The organism is Paraburkholderia agricolaris, assembly GCF_009455635.1.
GTDB lineage: Bacteria > Pseudomonadota > Gammaproteobacteria > Burkholderiales > Burkholderiaceae > Paraburkholderia > Paraburkholderia agricolaris.
The window spans coordinates 1,931,583-1,956,152 of sequence record NZ_QPER01000001.1; the positions used below are offsets into that span (position 1 = coordinate 1,931,583).

Genomic DNA, 24,570 nt, shown 5'->3' on the forward strand with positions numbered 1-24,570 from the left:
TCTCGCCAATGACCGTCCATCGCACCATTGAACTGATCGCGCCGTCCGGCTATCCGCACGATTCCGAGGTGCTGCATCGCGCGTTGCATCGCTTGCATGCGCAGGGGCATCGCGTTGAAGGTGAAGAGGCGACAAGGCGCCGCTACTTGCGATTCGGCGGTACCGACGGCGAGCGCGCCGCCGATCTGAACCGGCTGGCCGACCCCTCGCGGGCGTTGCCCGACATCGTGCTAGCCGTACGTGGTGGCTACGGCGCGGTGCGCATCCTGCACGGGCTCGACTACGAAGGGCTGCAGCGGCGGTTGACCGATCAGCCGGTCGCGCTGGTGGGGCATAGCGATTTCACCGCGGTGCAGCTTGCTTTGCTGGCGCGCGCCGGCGTGAAGACTTTCGGCGGCCCCATGCTATTGAGCGACTTCGGCGCGCCAGAGTTGAGTGAATTCACCATGCAGCACTTTTGGTCCGCGCTGACCGGCCCGACCATGACGGTAACGAGCAATGTGCCGCAAGCACAGGCCGCCGACGTCACCGGCATGCTGTGGGGGGGCAATCTGGCGGTGCTCACATCGCTGATCGGTACGCCCTATATGCCGCCGGTACAGGGCGGCATTCTGTTTGTAGAAGACGTTAACGAGCAGCCTTTCCGGCTCGAACGAATGCTTTATCAGTTGCACCTGTCGGGCATTCTCGCGCAGCAGCAGGCACTCGTACTCGGCGACTTCTCCGGCAGCAAACAATACGATTACGACAATGGCTATGACCTGCACACGATGATCGAGCAGGTGAGGTCGGCGATTGGGATTCCGGTGATCACCGGTCTGCAGTTCGGCCATATTCCCAACATGCTGACGCTGCCGGTCGGCGCGGACGCGCACCTCGTTGCCAACGCGCACGGATTCAAACTGACCGTATCGGGTTATCCGACCCTCGCGTGACATAGCCTGAAGCGAGGAGGCGGGCGCTTGCCCGCTTTCTTTTTCGCATTGAAAACGCAACTAACGGTCTATTTGGGTACACGTCAACCAGCAGAGCCGATCCATGGAGGTCCTTCACTTTGTTGACAAAAATCGTCTTCAGTGGACGGCTGTCGGATAGATTAATTAAACTTGTAGCGAAACGCAGTAGGGCCCGCGTAGCGGTTGCGCTGACTTTCAGCATCGCCGAGTCATCCAGATTGTCGAAATTAATAGCAAAAATTGTTGACAATTTTTATGTCCATTCTAAGATAACCAACATACCGAGACGAACATCATGTCCGATACAGACTCAACTGCTGCCAATGGTTCGAAACCCGAAGCGATCGCTGAGCGTATTCGTGCCGCGATCCTCGAGCATCGGCTAGCACCTGGCGCCAAGTTGACAGAAGCTCAGTTATGCGAAGTATTCGGTGTGAAGCGCGGCCCGATCCGGCAGGCGCTCGCACAACTGGCGACCGATCACCTCGTCGACCTTGAACCGAATCGTGGTGCGTTCGTTGCGAGTCCGTCGCTGCAGGAGGTGCATGAGGTGTTCGAAATGCGCCGGATCATCGAGTTGGCTGTGGTTGAAAAGATTTGCGGCGGTCATGGTATGCGCCGTTTGAAGAGCATCGGCAGCATGATTGGCCGTGAACGCAAAGCGTTCGAAACACGCGATTTTCCGGCGTGGATCCGTCTGTCGGGCGAGTTTCATACAGAGCTTGCCGGACTCACGGGCAACACCGTGTTGTGCAACTGCCTGAACGGCCTGGTGGCGCGTTCCACGCTGATTTCCGCACTGTATGAGTCGCTCGGACGCAGTCCTTGCTCGTTCGAAGACCATGAAGCGATTCTCGCCGCGCTCGACGCGGGCAATGCCAAAGAGGCGGCGGCGCTGATGTCGCGCCATTTGCAAAGCGTCGAGTTGAAGATGCTGGAGCGCCCCGTACGCGGCGCAGCCGATCTGCACGAAGTGTTCGGTGCACTTAACGGCGCACCGAAGGGAGCACTCAAGGCCAAGTCCGCGCCACGCTGAGGCATGCGGCCGGTGCGCGCTCGTTGCTGGTGCGTGCCGCACTGAAGTGAACTGAACCGAATCAGGCGTTGCAAGGCGGCTCGGCGTGAGCGCTGCCGGCTTGCGCACGCGTGGCCGTCATGGGATGGCGGTCTTCAAGTAGTAACGCATCGCCGGGAATCCGCGGCTACAAGCGGTGCGATAAGCACAAGTACATCACGTACGGAGACACCCGCGGCACCGTCAACCAGTCGGCTCGAACTCCTTCTATCTCCTGACGGGGAAGAAGAGGGCGGCTGGCATGACCGGTGCAACGTCCTTCGATTTGCTATCGACGGTCCCTATCCCAAGGAGGAATCATGGCTCAGTTCAGTGCAGCGCCCGGCAATCCCGCAATCCCCACCTACGCAGACGTGCCCAGCGATCCGCTGATACCCGCAGGCTACAGCGAGAGGCTATACAACGAAGACCTGGCGCCGTTGCGCCATCAAACCTGGGGTGCGTACAACATCTTCGCGTTCTGGATGTCGGATGTGCACAGTGTCGGCGGCTATGTGTTCGCGGGCAGTCTGTTTGCGCTTGGGCTGACGAGCTGGCAGGTGCTGATCGCACTGCTTGTCGGCATTACGATCGTGAATCTGCTCTGCAATCTGATTGCCAAACCGAGTCAGGCGAACGGCGTGCCTTATCCGGTTGCCTGCCGTGCTACGTTCGGCGTACTCGGCGCGAATATTCCTGCCGTGATTCGCGGCTTGATCGCAGTCGCATGGTATGGAATCCAAACTTATCTGGCTTCGAGCGCGCTGGTGATCGTGGTGCTGAAGTTCGTCCCGCAACTGTTGCCGTACGCGGACGTGCATCACCACGGTTTCATGGGGCTCTCCACCTTGGGCTGGGCTGGTTTCATGTTGCTGTGGGTCTTGCAGGCGCTGGTGTTCTGGCATGGCATGGAAACCATCAAGAAGTTTATCGACTTCGCCGGTCCGGCAGTCTACGTGGTGATGTTCGTTCTCGCCGGCTACATGGTGTATCGCGCAGGATGGCGAAATATCGGCATCAACCTGGGTGGCGTTAAGTATCACGGTATGGAGGTTGTGCCGGTGATGATCACGGCGATCTCGCTGGTGGTGTCGTACTTCTCCGGACCGATGCTGAATTTCGGCGACTTTTCGCGCTACGGCAAGAGCTTTCGAAGTGTGAAGCGCGGCAACTTCTGGGGGTTGCCGGTCAACTTTCTCGCCTTTTCTCTGGTGACGGTGGTGACGACCGCAGCCACGCTGCCGGTGTTTGGTCAACTGATCACGGACCCGGTCGAAACGGTAGGCCGTATCGACTATCCGACCGCGGTGATTCTCGGTGCATTGACCTTCACGATAGCAACCATCGGCATCAACATCGTCGCTAACTTCGTGTCGCCGGCCTTCGACTTTTCGAATGTCGCACCGCGCCTGATCAGTTGGCGTGCAGGCGGCATGCTCGCCGCGGTGGCGTCGATCTTCATTACGCCGTGGAATCTGTTCAACAATCCGGCGGTGATTCACTACACGCTCGACATACTCGGCAGTTTCATCGGGCCTTTGTATGGCGTCCTGATCGTTGATTACTTCCTCGTGAAGCGTCAGAAGATCGTGCTCGACGATCTCTACTCGGTTTCCCCAGATGGCTCGTACTGGTACCGCAACGGTGTCAACTACCGCGCCGTGGCTGCCTTGCTGCCTGCGGCGCTCATCGCAGTGATCTGCGTGATGGTGCCGACGCTCGACGGCATGGCCAATTTCTCGTGGTTCATCGGGGCGGCATTGGGTGCCGTGTTCTACCGCGTGCTTGCTCGTTGAGCCAGCGCTGCAACAGGAGTCGATATGCGCATCAAATTGATCAATCCAAATACGACGCAACGCATGACTGAAGCGATGGGCCGCTGCGCGCGGGAAGTCGCCGCGCCCGGCACCGAAGTGATCGCGGTCAGTCCGACAATGGGGCCGCCGTCGATTGAAGGCTATTACGACGAAGCGCTCGCGACGCCCGGGTTGCTGGCCGAGGTGATTGCCGGCGAGCGCGAGGGTTGCGACGGGTACGTGATCGCCTGCTTCGGCGACCCGGGGTTGTACGCCGCCCGCGAGTTGGCGCGCGGGCCGGTGATCGGCATCGCCGAAGCGGCGATGCACGCCGCGAGCGTGCTGGCGCCGGGGTTTTCGGTGGTGACCACGCTGGCGCGCACCTGCGGGATGGCGTGGCATCTCGCCGAGCGCTACGGCATGAAACGCTTCTGCCGCAATGTGCGCGCCACCGACGTCGCCGTGCTGGACCTGGATAAACCGGGTTCGGCGGCGCGCCGCATCATCCTCGACGAATGCCGGCGCGCGCTGGAGGAGGACGGCTCGGACGCGATCGTGCTCGGCTGCGCCGGCATGGCCGAATTGTGCGCGGAGATCGAGGATGCCCTCGGGGCACCGGTGATTGAAGGCGTGACGGCGGCGCTCAAATGGACGGAAGCGCTGGTCGCGCTGCGGCTGTCGACGGCCAAGCGTGGCGACTACGCCCGGCCGCTGGCCAAGCGTTATGACGGCGCGCTGGAAGCTTTCAGTCCGGCCGATGTGGACCCAAATCCCCGGCCGCGCCGCGATTCGGGTGCAAGAGTCGCGGAAAGCGCAAATGCGGCGGGTTTACTGCGGGTAAACACCACGGAAAGCCCGGTGGAGGCGGCTTTACACATACATCCAGTCTGACACGCACTATCTGCCCGGGTGTATGGGCGCACCCGGGCGTTTTCGCTACACTGGTCCCACTCGGCGCTGGTACCCCGACGCTATTTTGCTGCTGCTTCTGGTGCCGCTATTCAGGGTTGTTTCCGCCCGCGCCGGCATCCGTAACACGCAAATGCGCACAAACATTCGCAAACGCTTGCCGAACGCACGCAAACCCCACGTGCCTGTCACGTGAGTTCCCGGCGAATTTTACGTACCGTCATCACGCTTTCGTTAAACCATGCCACTCGACTCGAACTATCCACGCGATCTGATCGGCTACGGCCGCCACCCGGTGCAGGCGAACTGGCCGGGTCGAGCGCGTGTCGCGGTGCAATTTGTCCTGAACTACGAAGAAGGCGGTGAAAACTGCGTGCTGCACGGCGACCCGGGCTCGGAGCAGTTTCTGTCGGAAATCGTTGGCGCGGCATCTTACCCGGCGCGTCACATGAGCATGGAGTCGATCTACGAATACGGTTCGCGCGCGGGCGTGTGGCGCATTCTGCGCGAATTCGAAAAGCGCGGCCTGCCGCTCACGGTGTTCGGCGTCGGCATGGCGATCGAACGGCATCCTGAACTCGCGCGCGCCTTCGTGGAACTCGGCCACGAAATTGCTTGCCACGGCTATCGCTGGATTCACTATCAGGACGTGTCGCCGGAGAAAGAAGCGGAGCACATGCGCCTCGGCATGGAAGCGATCGAACGCATCACCGGCGAGCGCGCGCTCGGCTGGTACACCGGCCGGGACAGTCCCAACACGCATCGCCTGGTCGCTGAATACGGCGGCTTCCTGTATGACTCGGATTACTACGGCGACGATCTGCCGTTCTGGATGGATGTCGAAGTGACGGGCGGCGCAAAGAGCCCGCAACTGATCGTGCCGTACACGCTCGACACCAACGATATGCGCTTTGCAAGCCCGCAGGGCTTCAACACCGCGGACCATTTCTTCACGTACGTGCGCGACGCATTCGACGTGCTCTACGAAGAAGGCGACGAAGCACCGAAAATGCTGTCGATCGGCATGCACTGCCGCCTGCTCGGCCGCCCGGGGCGCTTTCGCGCACTGCAACGTTTTCTCGATCATATCGAACAGCACGATCGCGTGTGGGTGACGCGTCGCGTCGATATCGCGCGGCACTGGCGCGAACATCACCCTTACCAACAAAACAACCGCGGGGCAGCGGCATGAAGGCGATGCAATACACACTGGACCAACTCAACAGCACCTCGACCGACGCGTTTGTCGCAGCGCTGTCGGGCATTTTCGAGCACTCGCCGTGGGTCGCGGAAATCGCCGCGCAACAACGGCCGTTTGCCAGCATCGACGAGCTGCATAGCAAGATGTCGAACATCGTCGAGACTGCCGGTGAAGAGAAGCAACTGGCCTTGATCAACGCCCACCCGGAGTTGGCCGGCAAGGCCGCGGTGCGCGGCGAGTTGACGGCCGAATCCACACGTGAGCAGAGCGGGGCGGGTCTCGCCCAGTGTACGCAGGAAGAATTCGACAGGCTGCTGGCGTTGAACAGCGCCTATCGTGAGAAGTTCGGCTTTCCGTTCATTCTCGCGGTGCGCGGTTACGACCGGCACGGCATCATCGCAAACTTCGAGGCACGCGTGAACAACAGCCGCGCGGATGAATTGCGCGCGAGCCTCGATCAGATCTACCGTATCGCACGTTTCCGGCTCGACGACCTGATCGACGCGTAAGGTTTAAGGCACGCGTCGCGGGCTTCGCGCCGAAACGTTTTTTCAGTACCAACAAACATTAAGGAAGACAAAGATGGCACTCCCGATTCTCGATCCCAACGCACCGGAATTCACGCGCCGCTATGTGAATCTGGCGGACCCGCGTCTGGGCGCGCAGGCCCTCGAGGCTAGCGACGATTTCTTCGCACCGAAGGAACGTATGCTGAATCCGGAGCCGGCCGTCTTCATTCCGGGCAAGTACGACGACAACGGCAAGTGGATGGACGGCTGGGAAACGCGCCGCAAGCGCGCCAACGGTTACGACTGGTGCGTGGTCAAGCTCGCACGCCCCGGCGTGATCAAGGGTCTCGACCTCGACACCAGCCACTTCACGGGCAACTTCCCGCCGGCGGCTTCGGTTGAGGCGGCGCGAGTCGTGGACGGCGTGCCGAACCAGTCGACGCAATGGACCGAAATCGTCCCGTCGACCACGCTGCAAGGCAACAGCCATCACTATCACGAAGTCGGCGACACGAACGCTTACACGCACCTGCGCGTGAACATTTACCCGGACGGCGGCATTGCGCGTCTGCGAGTGTATGGTCAACCGCAAGTCGATTGGGCGGGCGCAAGCCGCACGGAGCAGTTCGATCTGGCAGCGATGGAAAACGGCGCGTATCTGGTCGCGGCGAATAACCAGCACTTCGGCGCTGCATCGACGATTCTGATGCCGGGCCGTGGCGTGAACATGGGCGACGGCTGGGAAACGCGCCGTCGCCGCGAGCCAGGCAACGACTGGGCGATCGTCGCACTGGCACAACCGGGCGTGATCAAGAAGATCGAAGTCGATACGGCTCACTTCAAGGGCAACTTTCCGGACCGTTGCTCGATCCAGGCTGCGTATGTGACAGGTGGCACGGATAGCTCGCTGATTACGCAAGCCATGTTCTGGCCGGTGCTGCTTGGCGAACAGAAGCTGAAGATGGACAACCAGCACTATTTCGAAAGCGAAATCGCCGCACTGGGTCCGGTTACGCACGTGCGCTTCAACATCATTCCGGACGGCGGCGTCTCGCGTCTGCGTCTGTGGGGCACGCTCGCATCATGAAAACACTGGCTATCGAACCCTTGACGAAGGAAGCGTTTGCCGCGTTCGGCGACGTGATCGAACTCGAAGGCGCGAAGCAGATTCCGATCAACCTCGGCACCACGATCCGCTTTCACGATCTCGCGAAGGTGGACGTGACCGACGAGAACGGACGCACGCTGGTGAACCTGTTTCGCGGGCAGCCGCGCACGTTGCCGTTCGAGGTGAAGATGCTCGAGCGTCATCCGCTAGGCAGCCAGGCCTTCGTGCCGTTGAACGACAAACCGTATCTGGTGGTTGTGGCGCCGACGGGCGAACTGGATCCGAAGCAGATTCGCGCGTTCGTGACTAGCGGCTGGCAAGGCGTGAATTACGCGAAAGGTGTCTGGCACCATCCGCTGATCGCATTGGGCGACGTGAGCGACTTTATCGTCGTCGATCGTGGCGGCGATGGACTCAACCTGAACGAGCAGGATCTGGCCGAGTCGTTCTGGCTCACTGAAGATGCGTTGAGCGCGGTGAGCATTTGAGGTCGTTGCAGATAGAGCAGGTTGATTATAAAAAAGCCCACAGTGCATGCTGTGGGCTTTTTTCATTTGTGGAAGGCGAGGGCGACGCCAGGTGATCTCTCAGCTACGCTTGCCTAAGAGCGGTGAGTGCCCGATCACTTCGCGCGCACGTTCCGCAGGCTCTGGCGCGGAGAATCCCGCGGCTTCGATTGCCGGTTTGAGCCCTTTGAATTGCAGGCTTTTCTCAGGCGACGCCGCGACGCCATGCCGTCGTCCCAGGCGTGGAGCATGTGTTTCGCGACGTTGTGCCACTGCGGTTCGTTGCGCGCCGCTTCAATTAGTTCGTGACCGACGGCGACCGCCGAATCGCACAACGCTTCGACCATCTGCGCGTATTGCCGTGGCGTGATCCCCATGCGGGTGTTGAAAAAACGTTCGAGCGTTTTGCCGGCCGCACATGTTTTCGACACCATAGGCTGGTAGCCCATTGCCATCGCTGACAAGCAACGCCAACCGCGTGGCCAACAAAAAAGCGGGCTTCCCGCTTACGCGAAAACCCCGCTTCATACTGCTCTGCCAAACCGGGCAACGCGCCCGGCCAAGCTCATTACTTCGCCGCACCGCCTTCGAACCACGCGGCGATTTTCATCCGCTCGTCGTCGGTCATGTGCGTGACGTTGCCCAGCGGCATCGCCTTCAAGGTTACCGCCTGCTGATAGATCCGCTGTGCGTTCTGCGAGATCTCGTCCGGCGTATCCAGCAACACGCCGGCCGGGGCGCTACCCATCATCGTCGGATGAGCGGAGTGGCATGCCACGCAGCGCTGTTGCAGCACCGGCGCGATATCGGCCACCTTGACCGTCGGTGCATTCGCAGCCTGCGCTTGCGGCACGACCGGCTTCGGCATCGTCCAGAAGAGGGCGCCGAACATCAGCACGATACCGACCAGCGGCAGATACCACAGCACCTGGCCACGGTGACGCATCACGAAGAACTGGCGAATCAGCGCACCGGCCAGCATGATCAGCAGCAGCACGACCCAGTTGTACTGATTCGTGTACGTCATCGCGTAGTGGTTCGACAGCATCGCGAACACCACCGGCAGCGTGAAATACGTGTTGTGCACCGAGCGCTGCTTGCCGCGCTTGCCGTAGATCGGGTTCGGCGTTTCTCCCTTGAGCATCGCGGCCACCATCTTGCGCTGACCCGGAATGATCACGAAGAACACGTTCGCCGACATGATCGTTGCCAGCATCGCGCCCATGATCAGGTAGGCCGCGCGGCCCGCGAAGATATGGCATGCCAGGTACGCTGCGATCAGCACATAAATGCCGACACAGACGCCGAGCACCTTGTCTTTGTTACCGAGGAGACGGCACAGCGAGTCGTAGACGATCCAGCCGGCGGCGAGGAAGCCGAGCGCGGACGCGACGGCCACGACGGGGCCCATATCCAGCACGTTCTTGTCGATCAGGTAAGTGCTCGGCGAGAACAGATACAGCACCGTGAAGAGGCTCGCACCCGACAGCCACGTGGTGTACGACGGCCACTTCGACCAGTGCAGGTCGTCCGGCATTTCCGGCGGTGCAACGGTGTACTTCTGCATGTTGTAGAAGCCACCGCCGTGCACGTGCCACAACTCGCCGAACACGCCGCGCTTGCGCTGGTTCGGGTCCGTAGGCGGTTTCAGGCTGTTGTCGAGCGCGACGAAATAGAACGATTCGCCGATCCATGCAATGGCGGCGATGACGTGAAACCAGCGCAAGGCCAGATTCAGCCAGTCAGTGATAAAGCCTTCCATGAAACTCCTCCACTTCTGATTCGTTGTACGCGCAACGATGTAGGGCGCTTTCGGGGGCCCGCAAACGGGCCGTCGCATGCATGACATCGCTGCACAAACTGCGGGGTGAAAGACGCGGTGCGCTCAGTTCGCACAGCGCCGTTTTTTATTGGAACTTCGGGTCGAGTCGCTCGCGTTCGATTGCGCTTCGCGGGTGTCTCCAAGGATCCGCACAGTGCAATCGGGCGCGCTCGGCAATACAGCGCGACTTCAACCTCGTCCTCCTCCAACGCCTATCGACAAAGGCTTCGTGCGCTCAGTTGCGCACTTAGCTGCCGCGATAGGTGCTGTACGACCACGGCGACACCAGTAGCGGCACGTGATAATGCGCACCGGCATCGGCCACGCCGAAGCGCAGCACAACGCGGTCGACGAAACGCGGCTCCGGCACCTTCGTGCCGATCGAGGCAAAGTAATCGCCGGCGCCGAACACGAGTTCGTATTCGCCCGCAACCAGTGCGTCGCCTTCGAGCAGCGGCTGGTCGCAGCGGCCGTCGTCATTGGTGGTGGTGGTTTTGAGCGCGCGGCGGGTGTCGCCGGAGAGCGCAAAGAGTTCGACCTTGATGCCCGCGCCGGGACGGCCGTTCGCGGTGTCGAGCACGTGGGTAGTGAGCTTTCCCATTCGCAATTTTCCTTATGTGAATGCGAGGTTTCGGCGGCGGCCCGATCCAGAATACGTTGCGGCGGATCGAGGCTCCACGTCAGTGGCTACATACCCGTCGGCGAATTGAAGCGAGCGCCGTGGCAGCCATTGTAAAAAGGATGTTCATGTCAGCGCGCGCGAGATAGGAAAGATAATAGCTGGCGCATGACAGACAGCCTGCTGAAAGCCGCATCGGGTCGATTGGTTCGACTATTGCCGTGCAATTCGATCGTACCGGCACCAAAAAAGGCCCACTATATCGACAGTGTGAAGTTGGGTATCGCACCGGCGCGAGTTGTCAGCATTATTTTGGCCATCGAAGGTTACACCTGTGCGCCGCAACAAACCTGAGTGAAGCGCGGCACACCCCGAAGACGGCGGAATTACGCTGGGTAACCGGGCCAACGGCGTTCGACGGGACGCGGCGGCACGGTTGGCGTGCCGTCACATCGCGTTCGAACGACTTTGCACGGAAGCAATGAAGCGGAGAAACGAATGACGATGGAACAGGCGGCGATGCAGCCAAATAAGCCTAAGAAAACGATGCTGGTGAAGCACGCGGACGTGCTGGTCACAATGGACGGCGCCCGGCGCGAACTGCGCGACGGCGGCCTCTATATCGAGGACAACCGGATCGTCGCGGTCGGACCGACGGCTGAATTGCCGCAAACGGCCGACGAAGTGCTGGACATGCGCGGCCAGCTGGTGATTCCAGGGCTGGTGAACACGCACCACCATATGTATCAGAGCCTGACGCGGGCGATTCCGGCGGCGCAGAACGCCGAATTGTTCGGCTGGCTCACCAACCTCTACAAGGTGTGGGCGAACCTCACACCGGAGATGATCGAAGTCTCGACCCTGACGGCGATGGCCGAGCTGTTGCTGTCCGGTTGCACGACGTCGAGCGACCATTTGTATATCTACCCGAACGGCAGCCGCCTCGACGACAGCATCGTCGCGGCGCAGCGCATCGGCATGCGTTTTCACGCCGCGCGCGGCAGCATGAGCGTGGGGCAGAAGGACGGCGGTTTGCCGCCGGATTCGGTGGTCGAGCGTGAGGCGGACATCCTGAAGGACACGCAGCGTCTGATCGAGACCTACAACGACGAAGGCCGTTACGCGATGCTGCGCATGGTGGTTGCGCCGTGCTCGCCGTTCTCGGTGAGTCGCGATCTGATGCGCGAATCGGCGGTGATGGCGCGGCATTACGGCGTGTCCTTGCACACGCACCTGGCGGAGAACGTCAACGACATCGCGTACAGCCGTGAGAAGTTCGGCATGACGCCGGCCGAGTATGCGGAAGATCTGGGCTGGGTCGGTCACGATGTCTGGCATGCGCACTGTGTGCAACTCGACGACGCGGGCATCGAACTGTTCGCCCGCACGGGCACGGGCGTCGCGCATTGTCCGTGTTCGAACATGCGGCTCGCGTCGGGGATCGCGCCGGTCAAGCGCATGCGTCTCGCCGGTGTGCCGGTGGGCCTGGGCGTCGATGGATCGGCGTCGAACGACGGCGCGCAGATGGTTGCGGAAGTGCGCCAGGCGCTGCTGCTGCAGCGGGTCGGCTTCGGGCCTGATGCGATGACCGCGCGTGAAGCGCTGGAGATTGCGACGCTAGGCGGCGCGAAGGTGTTGAATCGCGATGACATCGGCGCATTGGCGCCGGGCATGGCGGCGGATTTCGTGTCCTTCGACCTGCGTCAGCCGCTGTTTGCTGGCGCGTTGCACGATCCGGTCGCGGCGCTGGTGTTCTGCGCGCCGTCGCAGGTGAGCTATAGCGTGATCGGCGGCAAGGTGGTGGTGAAGGACGGTCAGTTGGCGACGCTGGAACTCGGGCCGGTCATCGAGCAGCACAACCGCCTGGCGAAAACGCTTTACGAAGCGGCGGCGTAACCGTAGAGGCAGGGTAGGTCTGCCGGCATCCGCAAACACGGGATGCCGGCAGACCGCAACGCAAAGATCAAGGCTTGTCGATCAAGGTCTTGGTCGCTTCGGCGACCAGACTGCGCAACCAGCGCACTTCGTCGGAGTAATGCACGCGCTCGTGCCACAGCTGGTAGTACTGCATCGGCGGGAAATCGAGCGGTGCGGGTACCACGGTCAGCGGCAGGAACTTGGCGTAGTAGTCGGCAAACAGGCGCGTGGTCGTGAAGATCAGGTCTGACTTGATCAGCACGTAAGGCGCCAGATTGAAGTACGGCAACGTGACGACCACGTGACGCTTTAACCGTTCGCGCGCGAGATGCACGTCGATCGCGCCCCGTTGGCCCACCGAGTAAGGAGTAGGCGCAAGATGCGGCGCATTCAGATACTGGTCGAGCGTCAAGCCGCCGCGTTTGGCGAACGGATGTGCGTTGCTCATCAGGCAGACGATCTGATCGACGAACAGATTCGACAGGTGCAATTGCTCCGGCGGTTCAGGCCAGTTGCCGACCACGATGTCGAGCTTGCCGTCTTCGAGCGCGAGTTCGTAGTCGAACGCCGGCCCGAGCGAATGGAATTCAAGCGTCGCGTTCGGCGCGGCCTGACGAAAGCGCTCGACCACCGTCGGCACGAACAGCACGTTCAGGTAATCCGGGCAGCCGATCCGGTAGCAACGGATCGAGGTCGCCGGGTCGAAGTTGTGCTGCTGGAACTTGATGCGTTCGATTTCGCGCAGCGCGTTTTGAACCGGTTCGAGCAGGCGCAGGCCGTACTCGGTCGGCACCATGCCGGATTTGCCGCGCACCAGCAGCGGGTCGCCGGTGATGTCGCGCAAACGGCGCAGCGCCGCGCTGATGGCGGGTTGCGATTGATTCAGTTTGACGGCCGCGCGCGTAACGCTGCGCTCCATCAACAGGGTGTGCAAGACGCGTAATAAATACGTATCGATCGCCTCGCGTTGCTGACTCATGACTTCTCCGAAATATATGTTCTGGCTGATCGTACGGGCGTGGGGTTATATGGCTTTTAATATGAACACAAAGCCACGTCAAGAGTGGGATACCCGCAGAGCACGCTGCGACGGGGGTTTGCGGGGAATTTTGACGGCTCGACTGGGCGGGTCGATTTAGGTATTGTCATCCGGTTGTGGTGACGGATCGCTCGCTGACAGAGCGGGCGGACGCGCTGCGACCGGCAGTCTCTGACGTACTACGGAATCACATGAGCGACTCTTCTTATAGCGACGGCGCCGCCGCGCAGCCGGCAAGCAGGCCGGAACAGGCGGCGCCCCGGTTGATGCTCCAGGGCATCACCAAACAGTACCCGGCCGTGCGCGCCAACGACGACGTCACGTTGATCGTCGCGCCGGGTGAAATCCATGCCGTGCTCGGCGAAAACGGCGCCGGCAAAAGCACGCTGATGAAAATCATCTACGGCGCGGTGCGGCCCGACGCCGGCGAGATCCGCTGGGAAGGCCAGCCGGTCGAGATCGCCAGTCCGGCGGCGGCGCGCAAGCTCGGCATCGGCATGGTGTTCCAGCATTTTTCGCTGTTCGAGACGCTCACGGTCGGCGAAAACATCGCGCTCGCACTCGACGAGCCGTTCGATCTGAAGACGCTGGCGAAGCGGATTCGCGAAGTCTCCGCCGACTACGGCCTCGACATCGACCCGCAGCGGCACGTGCATAGCCTGACGGTGGGCGAGCGGCAACGCGTCGAAATCGTGCGTTGCCTGCTGCAGAACCCACGTCTGCTGATCATGGACGAACCGACTTCGGTACTCACGCCGCAAGCGGTCCGCAAGCTCTTCGAGACGCTGCGGCGTCTCGCGGCGGAAGGGTGCAGCATCCTCTACATCAGCCACAAGCTCGACGAAATCCAGGCGCTATGCGACACCGCCACGGTGATGCGCGGGGGGCGCGTGACCGGTCACGTCAAGCCGAAACAAGAGACGCACGCGTCGCTCGCGCAATTGATGGTCGGCCATTCGCTGCCCGATTACACCCGGCGTGAGCACAAGCCGGGCACCGTGCTGCTCGATGTAAAGCAGTTGTCGGTGGAGAGCGACGACCCGTTCGGCACCTCGCTTCATAACGTGTCGTTCGGCGTGCATGCCGGCGAGATTTTCGGCATTGCGGGTGTGTCGGGTAATGGGCAGGCTGAATTGCTGTCGGCTCTGTCGGGAGAAAAGCGCGGCACGCGCGCCGATGCGGTCACGATCTGCGGTAAGGCGGCTGGGCGGCTCGGCGCGGGCGGCCGGCGCGCGCTCGGTTTCGGCTTCGTGCCCGAAGAGCGTCTCGGCCGCGGCGCGGTGCCGGCGATGAGCCTGTCGGAAAACGCGTTGCTTACCGCGCATCGTCAGCAGATGGTCAACGCCGGCTGGATCAAGGCCGGCGCGATGCGCACTTTCGCGAAACGTTGCATTGAAGCCTTCGACGTCCGTTGCGGTGGCTCGGAAGCGTTGGCGCAAAGTCTCTCCGGCGGCAATCTGCAGAAATACATCATGGGACGCGAGATTCTGCAGGCGCCCAAGGTGCTGGTGGTCGCACAGCCGACCTGGGGTGTCGACGTCGGCGCGGCAGCGTTCATTCGTCAGCAGTTGCTCGACCTGTCCGCGCGCGGCGTGGCGATTCTGGTGATCTCGGAAGAGCTGGAGGAATTGTTCGACATTTGCGATCGCATCGCGGTGCTTGCGGGCGGCAGACTCTCACCGGTGCGCGCCACGGGGGCGACCAATGCCGAGGAAATCGGCCGCTGGATGGCGGGTTTGTTCGGCGACCGCGAGGGTTCGGCGCCGTCGGCAGAACAGCCGGCGCATGCCTGATCAGATGTCCGATTGGGCAACCGATCGACGTTAAAAAACCAGAACCAGACATAAGCACACGCTCCCATGATTCTTCCGTATCGACTCGAAGCCCGCACGACGCCGTCGCGCACGATGCAGCTTGCCGTGCCGCTGATCGCCGCGCTGCTTACGCTCGTGATCGGCTTTCTGATCTTCGGCCTGGTGGGCCGCGATCCGCTCGAAGCCATGCACGCGTTCTTTATCGAACCGCTCTCCAGCGTGAATGGCTGGTCCGAACTGCTGCTGAAGGCTTCGCCGTTGTGCCTGATCGGCCTTGGCCTCGCGATCGGCTATCGCGCCAACGTCTGGAACATCGGCGCTGAAGGGCAGATGCTGCTCGGCGGCATTGCCGCCAGCGGCGTCGCGATCTATTTCGATCAGGCCACTGGCTGGTGGATTCTGCCGACCATGATGATCGCCGGCGTGCTCGGCGGTATGGCGTGGGCTGCGATTCCCGCGCTGCTGAAAAGCCGCTTCAATACCAACGAGATTCTCGTCAGCCTGATGCTCACGTATGTGGCTACGCAGTTGCTGATCTATCTGGTGAGCGGTCCGTGGCGCGATCCGCAGGGCATGAATTTCCCGCTCTCGGAGATGTTCAGCGGCGACGCGTTGTACCCGACGTTTTCCGGCGACTGGCACTGGAAATGGCTGCGTGGCACGCGCCTGAACGCTTCCATTTTCATCACACTGATCGCGATACCGTGTGTGTGGCTGTTCATGCGCAAGAGCTTCGCGGGTTACCGGATGAACGTCGGCGGCCTCGCGCCGCTCGCCGCGCGCTACGCCGGTTTCTCCGACAAGAAGACCATCTGGACGTCGCTCCTGATCAGCGGCGGTCTGGCGGGTCTCGCCGGTATGGGCGAGATCGCCGGTCCGATCGGCCAGTTGCAGGCGACGTGGTCGCCGGGCTACGGCTTTACCGCGATCATCGTCGTGTTCGTCGGACGGCTGCATCCGGTCGGCATCGTGCTCGCGAGCTTGTTGATGGCGCTGTTGTACCTCGGCGGCGAAGCGGTGCAGACCTCGATGCAATTGCCGCAGGCGCTCTCCGGCGTGTTCCAGGGGCTGCTGCTGTTCTGCCTGCTGGGCGCCGACCTGTTCGTGAACTATCGCGTGCGCCGGCGCTCCGCCGCCGCGCAAGCCCACTGATTTTCCCGGCGGATCTCCATGGATATTCAACAAGCCAGCGCGCTCACCTCGAGCGCCGTCACCGCCGCGATTCCGCTGATGTTCGCGGGTGCGGGCGAACTCGTCACCGAGAAGTCGGGCGTGCTCAACCTCGGCGTCGAAGGCATGATGCTGATGGGGGCCGTGACCGGCTACGCGGTCACCGCTATAACTGGCAGCCCCTGGCTCGGCGTGCTTGCCGCGATCGGCGCCGGTCTCGCGATGTCGCTGCTGTTTGCGTTCCTCACACTCACCATGTTGGCCAACCAGGTCGCCACCGGCTTGTCGCTGACCATCTTCGGCATCGGTTTGTCGGCCTATGTCGGCAAGCCGTACACGTCGGCAGCGGTGCGCGCCACGATCGACACGTGGACCATTCCGGTTCTCTCGAAGATTCCGGTGCTCGGGCCCGCGTTCTTCAGCCTTACGCCACTCGATTACCTCGCGTTCCTGATGTTCGCGGTGATCGGCTGGTTCCTGTACCGCACGCGCGCGGGCCTTGTGCTGCGCTCGGTCGGCGAATCGCCGCAAGTGGCGCACTCGGTCGGCTTTCCGGTGGTCGGCGTGCGTTACGGCGCGGTGGCCTTCGGTGGCGGTATGGCGGGTCTCGCCGGGGGCTATTACTCGATCGTCAACCTGCACTTGTGGCAGGAGCAGCTTACGTCGGGCCGCGGCTGGATCGCGCTTGCGCTGGTGGTGTTCGCGACCTGGCGTCCGGGACGCCTGCTGATCGGCGCGCTGCTGTTTGGCGCCGTGACCGGTTTGCAGTTTTACGCGCAGGCTATCGGCGTGCCCGTGCCGACGCAGTTTCTGGCGATGCTGCCGTACGTCGCCACTGTTGTCGTGCTGGTGCTGATCTCGCGCAACCCGAACACGATTCGTCTGAATGCGCCCGCGTCGCTCGGCAAGCCGTTTTTCTCGGCGAGTTGATGCGGTTGCCGTTTCATATGACCGACCACACGTTTCAAATCGATCGACAAACACGACAGGAGAAAACATGAAGAGAAGAAATCTGCTGACCGCCTTCGCCTGGGGCGCTGCCTCGCTGGCGCTGGCCGCGCCGCTCGCGCAAACCGCGCAGGCGGCCGATGCGCCGGGCGTCGCGTTCGTCTACCTCGGCAATCCTGGCGATGCCGGCTGGACGTATGCACACGACCAGGGTTCGAAGGAAGTCGAGGCGAAATTCGGCAACAAGATCAAGATCACCCGCATCGAGAACGTGCCGGAATCGGCCGACTCGGAACGTGTGTTCCGCGATCTGGCGAACAAGGGCAACAAGATCATCATCGGCTCGAGCTTCGGCTATCAGGACTTCGAACTGAAAGTCGCGAAAGATTTTCCGGACACGGTGTTCCTGCACGCGACCGGCTACAAGAAGGCGCCGAACTTTGGCACCTATGACGTGCGCATGTATCAAGGCGCGTATTTGGCCGGCGTCGCCGCGGGCTATGTGACGAAGACCAACACGCTCGGTTTCGTGGCTTCGGTGCCGATTCCTGAAGTGGTTCGCAACATCAACGCGTACACGCTCGGCGCGCGTTCGGTGAATCCGAAGATTCATACCAAGGTCATCTGGATCAACAGCTGGTTCGATCCGGGCAAGGAAAAGCAGGCCGCTGAAACGCTGATCGGCCAGGGCGCCGACGTGTTGCTGCAAAACACCGATTCGAGCGCGACGCTCGCGACCGCGTCGGAAAAGCACGTGCATGCGTTTGGCTGGGATTCGGACATGAAGAAGTTCGGTCCGGATGCGCACCTTGGATCGGTGGTCGCGCACTGGGGCGTGTATTACAACGCGGCGATCCAGCAGGTGCTGGACGGCAAGTGGAAGAACGATCCGGTGTGGTGGGGTATTCCGCAGAAGGCCGTCAATCTTGAAGACCTGAACACGTCGGCGATTTCAGCTGATGCGCAGAAGCAGGTCGCGGCGAAGCGCGATGAACTGGCCAGCGGCAAGTGGGACGTATTCAGCGGTCCGATCAAGGATCAGTCCGGTGCGGTGAAGGTGCCGGCAGGCAAGACGCTGACCGATCCCGAACTGCAACGCCTGAACTGGTATGTGGAAGGCGTGGACGGCTCGTTGCCGAAGTAATCCGGCTTACGCGGGTATCGCCTGCGGGTCGCGTGATTGTGGGCCGGGTCGCGATCTGGCGCGTAACGCGTGACGAGTAACGATCGACAGGATCGTGATCGACCAGGCGGCGGTTTCAGCAACCGCTGCTTTAAGGCGCTGCGTCCACTGCGGACGCAGCTTTTTTTGCTTCGGATTATCTGTTGAGGGTCGTTTCAGACGCCCGGGCTAAGCGCTAGTCGATGCGCAGACCGACCTTGATAGTTACCTGCCAGTAGGCGACCTTGTCGTTTTCGATCTGGCCCCGGGTTTCCGTCACTTCGAACCAGTGCAGGTTGCGCAGCGTCTTCGACGCTTTTGCAATCGCGGTGCTGATTGCGTCGTCGATCGATTTGGTCGATGAGCCGGTCAGTTCGATTTGTTTGTAGACGTGATCTGACATGAACTTCCTCCTTTGATCTTCGTTGGTGTGAAAAAAAGTATAGGCAATGGATGACGGCCGGTGCCTTCGTATGGGCGAGTCATCCCGCACATCGCGTGCCAGATATGCCGCGGCGCGGTGAGGCCGTTATGATGTCCGCGCAACTTCATCTGAAATCTGACGAGGCTTGAAAGTGGAAATTGGTTTTTGCGGTCCCGGTCTGATGGGCGCGCCGATGATCCGGCATCTGCTGCGCGCGGGGCATACCGTGCATGTCTGGAATCGCACGCGGGCCAAGGCGGAAGCGTTATTGGCGGACGGCGCCAACGTGGTCGACACGCCGCGCGAACTGGCCTCGCGATGCGAGGTGGTGCTGCTGTGCGTTGCGGATGCGGCGGCGGTTGAGGAAACGGTATTCGGTGCAGAAGGGCTGCTGAGCGCGGATGCCGCGGCGCCGGCACGGGTGCGCTGGATCGTCGATCACTCGAGCATTCCACCGGCCGCGACGAGGGCGTTCGCGCAGCGTGCGGCGACGGTTGCCGGCGTGACCGGGGCAGGTATGGCAGCGGCGGGCGCGGGCGGCGGCAAGGCTGGGCAAGCGCTCGAGAGTGGGCGCACGGCAAGCATCGGCTGGATCGACGCGCCTGTATCAGGCGGCGTCGCGGGCGCGACGGCAGGCACGCTGGCGATCATGGCGGGTGGCGCTGCAGCGGACGTCGAGGCGGTGACGCCACTGCTCGGCGCTTATTCGGCCCGCGTCACCCACATGGGCGACGTCGGGGCGGGGCAAACCACCAAGCTCTGCAATCAGGCCATCGTCACCGCGACTGTTGCGGCGATTGCCGAGGCAGTGAGCCTTGCGCAGCGCAGCGGTATCGATGCCGCCAAACTCACGCAGGGCCTCGCCGGCGGCTGGGCCGATTCGGTGTTGCTGCAGATTTTCGTGCCGCGTATGACGCAAAGCGGCCTCGCGCCGATCGGCGCATTTCGCACGTTCCAGAAGGACGTCGACACAGTTGCCGCGACTGCGTATGAAACCGGCACGCCGATGCCGGTTTCATCGACAGTCCAGCAACTGTTGCGGCTTGGCGCGGCGATGGGGCTTGCCGAGGCCGATCTGTCGGCCTTCATCGACGTTTTGCAGACGCCGCGTGGCGGCTAGAAGGGCGGTGGGCCGTGTGAACGTGGCGTGAACGTAACGTGAACACGGCGTCAAAACACGCGAACGCGGTGCGCGTGTGGGTCGATTTCTCGATAACCTGCTAAAATATTGGGTTGTTCGCCGATATCACCTTTAAGGACGCGCCGTGCTGTCTACCGCCAATATCACCATGCAATTCGGGCCAAAGCCCCTCTTCGAGAACATCTCGGTCAAATTCGGGGAAGGGAACCGGTATGGCCTGATCGGTGCGAACGGCTGCGGAAAATCCACCTTCATGAAGATCCTGGGTAGCGATCTGGAACCGAGCTCCGGCAACGTGATGCTCGAACCGAACGTCCGCCTCGGCAAGCTGCGTCAGGATCAGTTCGCGTACGAAGACGTGCGCGTGCTCGACGTCGTGATGATGGGCCACACGGAAATGTGGGCCGCCATGACCGAGCGCGACGCGATCTACGCAAACCCGGACGCGACTGACGACGACTACATGCACGCCGCCGAACTCGAGGCGAAGTTCGCCGAGTACGACGGTTACACCGCCGAAGCGCGCGCGGGCGAGCTGCTGCTCGGCATCGGCATCGCGATCGAAGATCACAACGGCCCGATGAGCAATGTCGCGCCGGGCTGGAAACTGCGCGTTCTGCTCGCACAGGCGCTGTTCTCGAAGCCGGACGTGCTGCTGCTGGACGAACCGACCAATAACCTGGATATCAACTCGATCCGTTGGCTGGAAGACGTGCTCAACCAGTACAACTCGACGATGATCATCATCTCGCACGATCGTCACTTTTTGAACCAGGTCTGCACGCACATGGCCGACATGGACTTCGGCACGCTGAAGGTCTATCCGGGCAATTACGACGACTACATGCTGGCCAGCACGCAGGCGCGCGAGCGTCAGCAGAACGCCAACGCCAAGGCGAAGGAGCGTGTTGCCGACCTGCAGGACTTCGTGCGCCGCTTCTCGGCCAACAAGTCGAAGGCGCGTCAGGCTACCAGCCGTCTGAAGATGATCGACAAGATCAAGATCGAGGAATTCAAGCCGTCGTCGCGGCAGAACCCGTTCATCCGCTTCGAGTACGAGAAGAAGCTGCACAACATCGCGGTGGTGGCGGACAAGATCTCGAAGAAGTACGAGCGCACGATCTTCAACGATTTCAGCATTAGCGTGCAGCCGGGCGAGCGTATCGCGATCATCGGCGAGAACGGCGCGGGTAAGACCACGCTGCTGCGCTCGCTGCTCGGCAGGCTCACGCTGGATCACGGCACGGTGAAGTGGGCTGAAAACGCGAACGTCGGTTACATGCCGCAGGATACGTACGAAGAATTCCCGGACGACGTCACGCTGATGGAGTGGATCGACGGTTATCGCCAGGAAGGCGACGACGAGCAGATGGTGCGTGGCACGCTTGGCCGTCTGCTGTTCAATGCCGACGACATCCGCAAGTCGGTCAAGGTGCTCTCCGGTGGTGAGAAGGGCCGCATGATCTGGGGCAAGCTGATGCTGGGCCGCCACAATGTGATGCTGATGGACGAGCCGACCAACCACATGGACATGGAGTCGATCGAATCGCTGCAGATCGCGTTGGACAAGTACGAAGGCACGTTGATTTTCGTGTCGCACGACCGTGAGTTCGTTAGCGGTCTGGCGAACCGGATCATCGAAGTGCGCACCGACGGCACGCTGAACGACTTCGGCGGCAACTATGAGGACTTCCTGCTGAGCCAGGGCGTGCAGTAACTGTCCTGAAACACTCTTTCGTGTGACGCCATTGTCCCATTGGGACAATGGTGGCATGGCAGGCCGCGCTGGGCGCGGCATGTCGACTATCGGTCAACCGCTCATTGCGGAATATCGAAGCCTGTTTTGCGCACATCACGGATAACAAGATCGCGCATCCATTCCGAAGTCGTCGTGCATCCCTGCCATGTGATGCATCTCCGAATCCACATCGAAATTCACCCGTTTTAATTCCTTGCCGGCACCGCTAGCCAGTGTGCGTTTCTCTGTCGGCGTGGATTTTCCTGTCGTCATTCCCCCTGCTTCGGTGCGGCCATCTACTCAGACGAGCATTTGAGTAAGTCACATCTGAATCGATGAGTATCTGAGCAAATCCAACAGAGCTTATTCAGATTATTACTTCGCGGCGGCCGATTTTTTCAGTTCGAATGCAATGAGGTTATTGATTGCTGCGCCTGAGGGATCGTCGATCCATCGGACATATTCGCAATCCAGGGGATTTGTGTCTGCTGCAGAAACCTCGGTCTGTCATCTCTATTCCAGCATCGGTTCATTCTGACGGTAACGTTTGGGGAACGTTCGCGGTTTATGGTGGGGCCGCAATACAGTCGTCCAGGTACCCAAGATGTCAAAGGTTGTCGTCGACGCCTACCCACTTCCGTCGGGACGAAAGACGTCATGAACTGACTGCCTCGGCTGACCAATGGTGCTCGGACATTCTTCAATTGTTGTATTGAATACCGGGTGGTTCAAATATGGCTGCTGTTCCTGCTGTCCAGCGATTGCCAACCCTGCAACGTGCGCGAACTCTTGAGATTTACAAGCTTGTTAGCGATTGGTCGGGTAATAGCGGGGAGATTCTGTATGTTGCCCATGCGATTACGGTAAACGGCGCATTCTGTCTTGGCGACCCTCCTGAGCAAGACACAAGGAAGGGCGCGAAATTTCATCCAGACCAACGGTATTGGGACAAGAAGGTGCAGGCAAGAATCGACGCGGCGGGAGGTGTGCGCGCAATCGTTCGCATTGAGATCGATTGCACGCTGATGCCATGTGCTGGCCTCGGTGGCTGTTTCTGGACGGTTCCATCTCTTGTGCAAAAGACGACGGGTCTAAGTGTCGATCTCCGCATCTTCTCGCATCGTGACGAAAGCATGGGGAAGAATGACAATATGCCCAAGCGGTACTTTGAATGCCGGTCTAGCGACACACATGTCGATCTTGAGCCGAAATACGACAGGAACGGTGGCTGGGATTGGGCGGCGCTGTGATTACGCTGATTGATTGCTTGGGCTCGCGTATATCGGAGCAGATTGTGAAAACTCTCTTGCTCTATTGTTTCTCGCCACTTCCGCACGCGGTGGCCAGGCGGATGGGCCTGCTTGAAACTATCCGTATTAGGGGAGGCGACGAATAACTTGTGGTGCGGCACATTGAAAGCTCCATGAAATAAGTATTTTCGGATCGCTATTTATCGAATTCATTCTGCATAAGTTTTTCATCTATTTTGCAACTTCTAATACCCGCCCGATTGCCTTCATACTATCGTCATACGTAAAATCGCGCGAACCGGCGGGGACGATGAAAGGCGGGATGTTTCACGCGTAGCCGACGACGCTGTCATTGAGTGCTCAGCATGTCGCACACGAAGGCGACGACGTAGCGTGTCCGGTCTGCAATTCGACAGGCAAGATTGATTAATCCGGACAAAGGTAGGAGCTGAATTTTGCGAACTTTAATGTCGCTGCTGCTTGTGGTTGTTGCATTCACAGGTTGTACTGATCGAAGCGGTACGTCATCGCAGCAAGGCAATACGAATACATCATCGCAGGAACTGGCCCGCTTCAACCAGTCGGCGCCGTGGGATGACGTAAGCGCTGAGGAAAGGGATGAGACGCTCATCGCGCAGTTCAAGGGCAGGTCGTTCGTATGCCGTCAGGCAAAAGACCACACGCCGGAAGATACGGGCAACGCAGCGCGGGCTTTCGGCGAATTTGTCCAGTACACCACACACGGCGACCACATTCCTGATTTCTGGAGCAGCGAGGCCACACGCAAGAAACGTCTTGACCTGATACGCGCCGCGATCAAGGCGGGGAGCTGGAAGGCCGAATATGTCGACAGCATTTGGGCTTTCAGGGAAGGAGGCGACGCTGCGACACATCAGGATGCGGTGCGACGGCTTGAGAAGTTGGTGTCTCAAGGTATTCCGCTTGCGGCATACACCTACGCGACCTATCTCGAGGATGCACCGGGGGAGCAGGAACGGATGATGTCTGAAGCAATCGACCGCGGAAGCCCCGACGCAATGGCATGGGTGGGAGGCAATATTGTCGTTCGATCAAAACAGTTACGACAGACCGGCAAGGCGATGCTGGACTGCGCCGCGGCGCAGGGAAATGGAGACGCTTACGAGAGCCTTGGTTTGCTCGCAGACATGGAAGGACGAGAGGTGGATGCCTATCGCATTTGGGAAAAGGGCGTAAACCATGGATGCCAGGCGTGCATCCGGCGCATGGAGCAATTCGTGAAAATACGCGCCGATTACGATCCGTCCATGGGGACTACCGATGCGACGCCTGCATTGAAACAGATCGGATACTTTTATTCGGATAATTTTCTGTTCGAATGGACCCAACTGCCGGATTTTTATGAACCGCTCCCTGCCAACCTGGCGTTCCACGTCAGCGATGGCGATATCCTGAAGCTGCTGAAATTGCAGGCATCCGCGCGCGAATCCTGATCTGCATGCAAGGGC

Annotated in this window: 23 protein-coding genes and 1 pseudogene; 18 read left to right on the top strand and 6 right to left on the bottom strand. The window is 60.7% G+C overall.

The window, feature by feature from the left end; translation table 11 throughout:
- The first annotated feature begins 8 nt into the window (after positions 1 to 8).
- The 8 genes from ldcA to GH665_RS08775 all read left to right on the top strand — a co-directional run bounded on the left by ldcA (position 9) and on the right by GH665_RS08775 (position 8,021).
- Complete coding sequence (gene ldcA / locus GH665_RS08740; protein ID WP_153135522.1) at positions 9 to 935, top strand: muramoyltetrapeptide carboxypeptidase; 927 nt, start codon at positions 9 to 11, stop codon at positions 933 to 935.
- A gap of 316 nt (positions 936 to 1,251) precedes the next feature.
- The gene (locus GH665_RS08745) at positions 1,252 to 1,992 is read left to right on the top strand and encodes a GntR family transcriptional regulator (protein ID WP_153135523.1); all 741 of its coding nucleotides are present in this window, start codon (positions 1,252 to 1,254) and stop codon (positions 1,990 to 1,992) included.
- A 338-nt stretch (positions 1,993 to 2,330) separates the two neighbouring features.
- Positions 2,331 to 3,806 (top strand): NCS1 family nucleobase:cation symporter-1, encoded by a 1,476-nt coding sequence (locus GH665_RS08750; protein ID WP_153135524.1) that lies wholly within the window; start codon positions 2,331 to 2,333, stop codon positions 3,804 to 3,806.
- Between the two features lie 24 nt (positions 3,807 to 3,830).
- A complete protein-coding gene (locus GH665_RS08755) occupies positions 3,831 to 4,697 on the top strand; it encodes an aspartate/glutamate racemase family protein (protein WP_153135525.1) in 867 nt (288 codons plus the stop codon).
- A gap of 259 nt (positions 4,698 to 4,956) precedes the next feature.
- Positions 4,957 to 5,907 carry an allantoinase PuuE gene (gene puuE / locus GH665_RS08760; protein ID WP_153135526.1) on the top strand — a complete coding sequence of 317 codons (951 nt, stop codon included), beginning with the start codon at positions 4,957 to 4,959 and terminating at the stop codon, positions 5,905 to 5,907.
- Positions 5,904 to 6,425, top strand: coding sequence for a 2-oxo-4-hydroxy-4-carboxy-5-ureidoimidazoline decarboxylase (gene uraD, locus GH665_RS08765; protein WP_106351861.1), 522 nt, complete (start codon positions 5,904 to 5,906; stop codon positions 6,423 to 6,425). The genes puuE and uraD overlap by 4 nt, the downstream gene beginning before the upstream one ends.
- Positions 6,426 to 6,498: 73 nt before the next feature.
- Positions 6,499 to 7,512, top strand: a complete 1,014-nt coding sequence (gene alc / locus GH665_RS08770; protein ID WP_153135527.1) for an allantoicase — start codon at positions 6,499 to 6,501, stop codon at positions 7,510 to 7,512.
- Positions 7,509 to 8,021, top strand: a complete 513-nt coding sequence (locus tag GH665_RS08775; RefSeq protein ID WP_153135528.1) for an ureidoglycolate lyase — start codon at positions 7,509 to 7,511, stop codon at positions 8,019 to 8,021. Before alc ends, GH665_RS08775 begins: the two co-directional genes overlap by 4 nt.
- Before the next feature lie 99 nt (positions 8,022 to 8,120).
- Here the strand turns inward: GH665_RS08775 and GH665_RS08780 are convergent.
- The 3 genes and pseudogenes from GH665_RS08780 to uraH form a co-directional block, all read right to left on the bottom strand.
- Positions 8,121 to 8,464, bottom strand: a pseudogene (locus GH665_RS08780) (type II toxin-antitoxin system HipA family toxin); the annotation flags it as partial.
- Between the two features lie 143 nt (positions 8,465 to 8,607).
- Positions 8,608 to 9,801, bottom strand: coding sequence for a urate hydroxylase PuuD (locus tag GH665_RS08785; RefSeq protein WP_153135529.1), 1,194 nt, complete (start codon positions 9,799 to 9,801; stop codon positions 8,608 to 8,610).
- 307 nt (positions 9,802 to 10,108) lie between these two features.
- A complete protein-coding gene (gene uraH, locus GH665_RS08790) occupies positions 10,109 to 10,462 on the bottom strand; it encodes a hydroxyisourate hydrolase (RefSeq protein ID WP_012433320.1) in 354 nt (117 codons plus the stop codon).
- Between the two features lie 186 nt (positions 10,463 to 10,648).
- Between uraH and GH665_RS08795 the strand changes: the two genes are divergently transcribed.
- Both GH665_RS08795 and GH665_RS08800 read left to right on the top strand, forming a co-directional pair.
- On the top strand, positions 10,649 to 10,834 hold the full coding sequence (locus GH665_RS08795; protein WP_153135530.1) for a hypothetical protein: 186 nt from the start codon (positions 10,649 to 10,651) through the stop codon (positions 10,832 to 10,834).
- A gap of 144 nt (positions 10,835 to 10,978) precedes the next feature.
- Positions 10,979 to 12,376, top strand: a complete 1,398-nt coding sequence (locus GH665_RS08800; RefSeq protein WP_153135531.1) for an 8-oxoguanine deaminase — start codon at positions 10,979 to 10,981, stop codon at positions 12,374 to 12,376.
- 67 nt (positions 12,377 to 12,443) lie between these two features.
- Here GH665_RS08800 and GH665_RS08805 read toward each other — a convergent pair whose 3' ends face one another.
- Positions 12,444 to 13,376 carry a LysR substrate-binding domain-containing protein gene (locus GH665_RS08805; protein ID WP_012433318.1) on the bottom strand — a complete coding sequence of 311 codons (933 nt, stop codon included), beginning with the start codon at positions 13,374 to 13,376 and terminating at the stop codon, positions 12,444 to 12,446.
- A 251-nt stretch (positions 13,377 to 13,627) separates the two neighbouring features.
- Here GH665_RS08805 and GH665_RS08810 point away from each other — a divergent pair, with 251 nt between their 5' ends.
- From GH665_RS08810 to GH665_RS08825, 4 genes are all read left to right on the top strand, one after another.
- On the top strand, positions 13,628 to 15,229 hold the full coding sequence (locus GH665_RS08810) for an ABC transporter ATP-binding protein (protein WP_153135532.1): 1,602 nt from the start codon (positions 13,628 to 13,630) through the stop codon (positions 15,227 to 15,229).
- 66 nt (positions 15,230 to 15,295) lie between these two features.
- Positions 15,296 to 16,402, top strand: a complete 1,107-nt coding sequence (locus GH665_RS08815; protein ID WP_106351863.1) for an ABC transporter permease — start codon at positions 15,296 to 15,298, stop codon at positions 16,400 to 16,402.
- An 18-nt stretch (positions 16,403 to 16,420) separates the two neighbouring features.
- Positions 16,421 to 17,350: an ABC transporter permease gene (locus GH665_RS08820; protein ID WP_153135533.1), complete on the top strand. Its 930-nt coding sequence runs from the start codon at positions 16,421 to 16,423 to the stop codon at positions 17,348 to 17,350.
- Between the two features lie 67 nt (positions 17,351 to 17,417).
- Positions 17,418 to 18,512, top strand: coding sequence for a BMP family ABC transporter substrate-binding protein (locus GH665_RS08825; RefSeq protein ID WP_153135534.1), 1,095 nt, complete (start codon positions 17,418 to 17,420; stop codon positions 18,510 to 18,512).
- Between the two features lie 214 nt (positions 18,513 to 18,726).
- On the opposite strand, the gene GH665_RS08830 is transcribed toward GH665_RS08825, so the two are convergent.
- Positions 18,727 to 18,933, bottom strand: coding sequence for a dodecin (locus tag GH665_RS08830; protein ID WP_028199281.1), 207 nt, complete (start codon positions 18,931 to 18,933; stop codon positions 18,727 to 18,729).
- 172 nt (positions 18,934 to 19,105) lie between these two features.
- On the opposite strand from GH665_RS08830, the gene GH665_RS08835 reads away from it, so the two are divergent.
- Together GH665_RS08835 and GH665_RS08840 are read left to right on the top strand one after the other, a co-directional pair.
- Positions 19,106 to 20,074, top strand: a complete 969-nt coding sequence (locus tag GH665_RS08835; protein WP_153135535.1) for an NAD(P)-dependent oxidoreductase — start codon at positions 19,106 to 19,108, stop codon at positions 20,072 to 20,074.
- Positions 20,075 to 20,219: 145 nt separating this feature from the next.
- Positions 20,220 to 21,812 (top strand): ABC-F family ATPase, encoded by a 1,593-nt coding sequence (locus GH665_RS08840; protein ID WP_153135536.1) that lies wholly within the window; start codon positions 20,220 to 20,222, stop codon positions 21,810 to 21,812.
- Positions 21,813 to 21,947: 135 nt separating this feature from the next.
- Here GH665_RS08840 and GH665_RS08845 read toward each other — a convergent pair whose 3' ends face one another.
- Entirely contained in the window at positions 21,948 to 22,106 is a 159-nt protein-coding gene (locus GH665_RS08845) for a hypothetical protein (RefSeq protein WP_153135537.1), read from the bottom strand.
- A 461-nt stretch (positions 22,107 to 22,567) separates the two neighbouring features.
- On the opposite strand from GH665_RS08845, the gene GH665_RS08850 reads away from it, so the two are divergent.
- A complete protein-coding gene (locus GH665_RS08850) occupies positions 22,568 to 23,083 on the top strand; it encodes a hypothetical protein (protein WP_153135538.1) in 516 nt (171 codons plus the stop codon).
- A 467-nt stretch (positions 23,084 to 23,550) separates the two neighbouring features.
- Entirely contained in the window at positions 23,551 to 24,555 is a 1,005-nt protein-coding gene (locus GH665_RS08855; RefSeq protein ID WP_153135539.1) for an SEL1-like repeat protein, read from the top strand.
- Positions 24,556 to 24,570 lie beyond the last annotated feature (15 nt).

Coding starts and splice junctions, on each gene's coding strand:
- GH665_RS08830 (WP_028199281.1), bottom strand. CDS start 18,933: ATGTCAGATCACGTCTACAAACAAATCGAACTGACCGGCTCATCGACC.
- GH665_RS08750 (WP_153135524.1), top strand. CDS start 2,331: ATGGCTCAGTTCAGTGCAGCGCCCGGCAATCCCGCAATCCCCACCTAC.
- GH665_RS08845 (WP_153135537.1), bottom strand. CDS start 22,106: ATGACGACAGGAAAATCCACGCCGACAGAGAAACGCACACTGGCTAGC.
- alc (WP_153135527.1), top strand. CDS start 6,499: ATGGCACTCCCGATTCTCGATCCCAACGCACCGGAATTCACGCGCCGC.
- ldcA (WP_153135522.1), top strand. CDS start 9: ATGACCGTCCATCGCACCATTGAACTGATCGCGCCGTCCGGCTATCCG.
- GH665_RS08745 (WP_153135523.1), top strand. CDS start 1,252: ATGTCCGATACAGACTCAACTGCTGCCAATGGTTCGAAACCCGAAGCG.
- GH665_RS08815 (WP_106351863.1), top strand. CDS start 15,296: ATGATTCTTCCGTATCGACTCGAAGCCCGCACGACGCCGTCGCGCACG.
- GH665_RS08775 (WP_153135528.1), top strand. CDS start 7,509: ATGAAAACACTGGCTATCGAACCCTTGACGAAGGAAGCGTTTGCCGCG.
- GH665_RS08795 (WP_153135530.1), top strand. CDS start 10,649: ATGACAGACAGCCTGCTGAAAGCCGCATCGGGTCGATTGGTTCGACTA.
- uraH (WP_012433320.1), bottom strand. CDS start 10,462: ATGGGAAAGCTCACTACCCACGTGCTCGACACCGCGAACGGCCGTCCC.
- uraD (WP_106351861.1), top strand. CDS start 5,904: ATGAAGGCGATGCAATACACACTGGACCAACTCAACAGCACCTCGACC.
- GH665_RS08810 (WP_153135532.1), top strand. CDS start 13,628: ATGAGCGACTCTTCTTATAGCGACGGCGCCGCCGCGCAGCCGGCAAGC.
- GH665_RS08800 (WP_153135531.1), top strand. CDS start 10,979: ATGACGATGGAACAGGCGGCGATGCAGCCAAATAAGCCTAAGAAAACG.
- GH665_RS08805 (WP_012433318.1), bottom strand. CDS start 13,376: ATGAGTCAGCAACGCGAGGCGATCGATACGTATTTATTACGCGTCTTG.
- GH665_RS08820 (WP_153135533.1), top strand. CDS start 16,421: ATGGATATTCAACAAGCCAGCGCGCTCACCTCGAGCGCCGTCACCGCC.
- puuE (WP_153135526.1), top strand. CDS start 4,957: ATGCCACTCGACTCGAACTATCCACGCGATCTGATCGGCTACGGCCGC.
- GH665_RS08755 (WP_153135525.1), top strand. CDS start 3,831: ATGCGCATCAAATTGATCAATCCAAATACGACGCAACGCATGACTGAA.
- GH665_RS08825 (WP_153135534.1), top strand. CDS start 17,418: ATGAAGAGAAGAAATCTGCTGACCGCCTTCGCCTGGGGCGCTGCCTCG.
- GH665_RS08850 (WP_153135538.1), top strand. CDS start 22,568: ATGGCTGCTGTTCCTGCTGTCCAGCGATTGCCAACCCTGCAACGTGCG.
- GH665_RS08785 (WP_153135529.1), bottom strand. CDS start 9,801: ATGGAAGGCTTTATCACTGACTGGCTGAATCTGGCCTTGCGCTGGTTT.
- GH665_RS08855 (WP_153135539.1), top strand. CDS start 23,551: ATGTCGCTGCTGCTTGTGGTTGTTGCATTCACAGGTTGTACTGATCGA.